The sequence below is a fragment of the Acinetobacter sp. AKBS16 genome (assembly GCF_002899995.1).
Classification (GTDB): domain Bacteria; phylum Pseudomonadota; class Gammaproteobacteria; order Pseudomonadales; family Moraxellaceae; genus Acinetobacter; species Acinetobacter baumannii.
Window position 1 is genome coordinate 107,968 of sequence record NZ_POYH01000089.1, and the last position, 5,219, is coordinate 113,186.

A 5,219-nucleotide genomic window follows, 5' to 3' on the forward strand; every position below is an offset into this window, starting at 1 on the left:
CTGGTGGCGTTAAAGTTGCAAAATCTAAAGAAGATGTTATCGAATTTGCAAACAATATCATTGGTACTCGTCTTGTAACGTATCAAACAGATGCAAATGGTCAACCAGTAAACAGCATCATTGTTGCTGAAGACGTATATCCAGTTGAGCGTGAGCTTTACTTGGGTGCGGTTGTAGACCGTTCTAGCCGTCGTATTACTTTCATGGCTTCTACAGAAGGTGGTGTAGAAATCGAGAAAGTTGCGGAAGAAACTCCAGAAAAAATTATCAAAGTTGAAGTTGATCCATTAGTTGGTTTACAACCATTCCAAGCACGTGAAGTTGCGTTTGCTTTAGGTTTGAAAGACAAACAAATCGGTCAATTCGTGAAAATCATGACAGCTGCTTACCAAGCATTTGTTGAAAATGATTTTGCTTTATTTGAAATTAACCCTCTTTCAGTTCGTGAAAATGGCGAAATTTTATGTGTAGATGCGAAAGTAGGTATCGACTCTAACGCGCTTTACCGTTTACCTAAAGTTGCTGCTTTACGTGACAAATCTCAAGAGAATGAGCGTGAATTAAAAGCATCTGAATTTGATCTTAACTATGTTGCTTTAGAAGGTAACATCGGTTGTATGGTTAACGGTGCTGGTCTTGCAATGGCAACTATGGACATCATTAAACTTTATGGTGGTCAGCCTGCAAACTTCCTTGACGTTGGTGGCGGCGCAACTAAAGAGCGTGTAATTGAAGCGTTCAAAATCATCCTTGCTGATACATCTGTACAAGGTGTTTTAATCAACATCTTCGGTGGTATCGTACGTTGTGACATGATTGCTGAAGCAATTATTGCAGCGGTTCAAGAAGTAAACGTAACTGTTCCAGTTGTTGTTCGTTTAGAAGGTAACAACGCTGAGTTAGGTGCTAAATTACTTGATGAATCTGGTTTGAAATTAATTTCTGCGAACGGTTTGTCTGATGCCGCAGAAAAAGTTGTAGCTGCAGTTAAAGCGTAAGGGGAGTATCAATCATGAGCGTATTAATTAATAAAGACACTAAAGTATTGGTACAAGGTTTTACTGGTAAAAACGGTACTTTCCACTCTGCACAAGCTTTAGACTACGGTACAAAAGTTGTTGGTGGTGTTACTCCAGGTAAAGGTGGTACAACTCACCTTGACTTACCAGTATTCAACACAATGAAAGAAGCTGTACGTGAAACAAATGCAGATGCATCTGTAATCTATGTACCAGCTCCATTCGTTTTAGACTCAATCGTTGAAGCGGTTGATTCGGGTGTTGGCCTAATCGTTGTGATCACTGAAGGTGTTCCAACAATCGACATGCTTAAAGCAAAACGTTATTTAGAAACTAACGGTAACGGTACTCGTTTAGTTGGTCCTAACTGCCCAGGCGTGATCACTCCGGGTGAATGTAAGATCGGTATTATGCCTGGTCACATCCACCAACCAGGTCGTATTGGTATCATTTCACGTTCAGGTACATTGACTTATGAAGCTGTTGCTCAAACAACTAAGCTTGGTTTAGGTCAGTCTACTTGTATCGGTATCGGTGGTGACCCAATCCCAGGTATGAACCAAATTGAAGCTCTTCAATTGTTCCAAGACGATCCAGATACTGATGCAATTATCATGATCGGTGAGATCGGTGGTACAGCGGAAGAAGAAGCTGCTGAATTCATCAAATCTAACGTGACTAAACCTGTAGTAGGTTACATCGCTGGTGTAACTGCGCCTAAAGGTAAGCGTATGGGTCACGCTGGTGCGATCATTTCTGGTGGTCAAGGTACTGCTGAGGAGAAATTCGCTGCATTTGAAAAAGCAGGTATGGCTTATACTCGTAGCCCAGCTGAGCTTGGTTCAACTATGTTGCAAGTATTAAAAGAGAAAGGTTTAGCTTAATTGCTTCCTTGAATCTTTAAAAAATACCGCATCTGAAAAATGATGCGGTATTTTTTTGTATTATTGAAAAGTTAAATAAAATAATTGATATAAGGAATAATTTGGTTAAAAAAGACAAAAAAATACGCAATGATTGGGGTGATCACTGCGTAGAACAACGAATCTGTTAAAAACAGTTTCGGCTTAAGGAGAAATGTCGTGAGGTTCATATCAACCTACTCAAGTTATATTAGTGACGCATTCTTATTTGTTCATTAAGGTTCACGTTAATTAGTGTTACTTCACGTTAAAAGGGTAAAAGCGTGTGAATCATAATAAATATATAGAAATTCTAAAAAATTAAATTATTGAATCTAAATATAATTATAAAAAAAGCCCCGTAGGGCTTTTTTGATTTATATCTCTAATATAAAAATTAGAACTTAAATAAGCCTAATCCATCTTTAACTTCGTCCAAAGTCTGCTGAGTAATGATTCGACATTTATCAGTACCTTGGCGTAAAACATCCATAATGTAGTCAGGATCTTTAGCAAGTTCTTCACGACGTTCACGTATAGGTGTAATTAATTCTTTTAGTACACCTTCAAGACGTTTTTTAACTGTACCATCACCAAGACCACCACGGCGGTAGTGTGCTTTTAGCTCTTCAACTTCTTCTTTATTTGGGTCAAATGCATCTAAATAAGTAAATACAATGTTTCCTTCAACTTGGCCCGGATCTTCGATGCGAAGATGATTTGGATCGGTATACATCGCATTTACAGCTTTTTTGATGTCTTTGTCAGAAGCATTTAAAACAATGGTATTGCCTAATGACTTAGACATTTTCGCTTTACCATCAAAACCAGGTAAACGAGCCATATTAGAAAGCAATGCTTTACATTCAGGTAGAAGGTCTTGACCAATTTGACGGTTTACACGACGCACGATTTCGTTAGTTTGCTCAATCATTGGAATTTGATCTTCGCCTACTGGTACTACAGTCGCTTTAAAAGCCGTAATATCAGCTGCCTGTGCTACAGGGTAGCAAAGGAAACCGGCAGGAATATCACGTTCAAAACCACGCATTTGAATTTCAGATTTGATGGTTGGGTTGCGTTCCAAACGAGCTACAGTTACAAAGTTAAGATATAACATTGTAAGCTCATTCAGTGCAGGCAAGCATGACTGTACACAAATTGTGGTTTTACTTGGATCAATGCCTACCGCTAAATAGTCTAGAGCAACTTCTAAAATGTTACGGCGTACTTTATCTGGGTTGTCGGCATTGTCTGTTAAAGCTTGTGCATCTGCTAATAAGAGATGTTGATGATGGCTATCCTGTAGACTTACACGAGAACGCAAAGAACCGACAAAATGCCCGAGGTGAAGTTGTCCGGTTGGGCGGTCGCCTGTCAAAATAATTGGACGCTGATCAACATTACTCATTATTTATTCCACTATGGTATTGGCTTAATCAGGGATAATAAGCCCTGCAATATAAAAGATTGGCATTATTGTACGGGAAATAAAATTTTTTCGTCAGCAATTGGGTAAACTTTTCTTAAAATAATATTGTGAATTTATTCAGTAAAATTACAAAAATTGAAAAAAATCATCTTACAATAGTTTAATAAATACAAACCTGGATAAGAAATGGCAAGTGGCTTACTTTTACTACTAGATGATATTGCAACAATTTTAGATGACGTCGCCTTAATGAGCAAAATGGCAGCAAAAAAAACTGCTGGTGTTTTAGGTGATGATTTGGCTTTAAATGCACAACAGGTTACAGGTGTCCGTGCTGATCGCGAATTACCGATTGTGTGGAAAGTTGCTAAAGGCTCCTTTGTTAATAAGCTCATTTTAGTTCCTCTAGCTTTATTAATTAGTGTGATTGCTCCTTGGTTGATTAATCCTTTATTAATGCTTGGCGGGCTATTCTTATGTTATGAGGGTGTTGAAAAAGTTCTTCATACCATTACACATAAAAAAGCCTCAACCTCAGAAGAAGCACAAAAAGAGTTTGATAGTGAAGAGTTAGACTTGGCAACTTTTGAAAAAGATAAAGTGAAAGGAGCTATTCGTACAGACTTTATTTTGTCAGCTGAAATTGTGGTTATTTCTTTAGGTACTGTGGCAACTGCAACTTTAATGACTAAAGTTAGTGTCCTCAGCATTATTGCAGTTGTGATGACGATCGGCGTTTATGGTTTGGTCGGCATGATTGTTAAGATTGATGACTTGGGTCTATATTTAACAAAACAGGCTGCTTCTTTTAAACAAACTATTGGTCGCGGGCTGCTTGCATTTGCGCCACTTTTAATGAAGTTATTGTCTATCGTCGGCACTATTGCGATGTTCTTGGTAGGTGGAGGGATTATTAATCATACGATTCCTTTACTCCATCATGTCACTGAAAATACAGTTGACCATGTGGAAACTATACCTGCTGTAGGCAACATCATTGGTGCTTTAACCCCAACGCTTATTAACTTTGCAATAGGAATTGTTGCTGGTGCAATAGTATTGCTTGTTGTTAGCTTGATACAAAAAATGTGGCCAAAAGCTTCTACTTAATCAGGCCATCTACAAAGAAGAGGGAAATTATGCGTTGGAGAGATCGTCGAGTCAGTACCAATGTTGAAGACCGTCGAGGCGGAGGCGGTGTTAGGGCAGGTGGTATTAGTATTATTGGTTTGGTTGTGGCATTTGTTGCATGGAAATTTTTTGGCGTTGACCCCCAACAAGCATATCAGGCAACGCAGCAGGTTACTGCTTCGCAACAATCAAATGCAACTGCACCCGAAAGTTTAACAGCCGAGCAAAAGGAAGCTTCTGATTTTGTTGGAACAGTATTAGCCGATACAGAGGATACGTGGACACCTATTTTTAAACAGTTAGGTAAAACTTATACGCCACCAAAATTAGTCTTGTTTAGTGGGATGATTCAGTCAGGCTGTGGTACAGCTCAGTCTGCAATGGGTCCCTTTTATTGCCCAGCAGATCAGAAGGTTTATATAGATACAGAATTCTTCAAAGATATGCGTGAGCAGATGGGAATATCTGGCGAACAAAATCAGACAGAATTATCGAGACAAGATCAGGCAGGGGACTTTGCCCAAGCTTATGTAGTTGCCCATGAAGTAGGACATCATGTTCAAACTTTGCTTGGTATTTCATCTCAAGTACAACAGGCTCGTGCACAAGTCAGTCAAAGAGAAGGTAATCAGTTATCTGTACGTCAAGAATTACAAGCTGACTGTTTAGCGGGTATCTGGGCCAATCATAATCAACAGCGTACTCAGTTTTTAGAGCAGGGAGACGTTGAGGAAG

The 5,219-nt window shown here is 39.0% G+C and carries 5 protein-coding genes; 4 read left to right on the forward strand and 1 reads right to left on the reverse strand.

The window, feature by feature from the left end; all coding sequences use genetic code 11:
• On the forward strand, positions 1–998 hold a 998-nt coding region (gene sucC, locus C1642_RS16220), incomplete at its 5' end, for an ADP-forming succinate--CoA ligase subunit beta (protein ID WP_103236587.1).
• Between the two features lie 14 nt (positions 999–1,012).
• Entirely contained in the window at positions 1,013–1,903 is an 891-nt protein-coding gene (gene sucD / locus C1642_RS16225) for a succinate--CoA ligase subunit alpha (RefSeq protein ID WP_000114637.1), read from the forward strand.
• A gap of 415 nt (positions 1,904–2,318) precedes the next feature.
• On the opposite strand, the gene trpS is transcribed toward sucD, so the two are convergent.
• On the reverse strand, positions 2,319–3,332 hold the full coding sequence (trpS, locus tag C1642_RS16230; protein ID WP_103236588.1) for a tryptophan--tRNA ligase: 1,014 nt from the start codon (positions 3,330–3,332) through the stop codon (positions 2,319–2,321).
• Between the two features lie 207 nt (positions 3,333–3,539).
• On the opposite strand from trpS, the gene C1642_RS16235 reads away from it, so the two are divergent.
• Together C1642_RS16235 and C1642_RS16240 are read left to right on the forward strand one after the other, a co-directional pair.
• Positions 3,540–4,463, forward strand: coding sequence for a DUF808 domain-containing protein (locus C1642_RS16235; RefSeq protein WP_000146248.1), 924 nt, complete (start codon positions 3,540–3,542; stop codon positions 4,461–4,463).
• Positions 4,464–4,492: 29 nt separating this feature from the next.
• A partial coding sequence (locus C1642_RS16240; protein WP_228153941.1) for a neutral zinc metallopeptidase occupies positions 4,493–5,219 on the forward strand: 727 nt, incomplete at its 3' end.

Excerpts from the sequence above, each read along its gene's own strand:
- sucD (WP_000114637.1), top strand. The coding sequence starts at position 1,013 with ATGAGCGTATTAATTAATAAAGACACTAAAGTATTGGTACAAGGTTTT.
- trpS (WP_103236588.1), bottom strand. The coding sequence starts at position 3,332 with ATGAGTAATGTTGATCAGCGTCCAATTATTTTGACAGGCGACCGCCCA.
- C1642_RS16235 (WP_000146248.1), top strand. The coding sequence starts at position 3,540 with ATGGCAAGTGGCTTACTTTTACTACTAGATGATATTGCAACAATTTTA.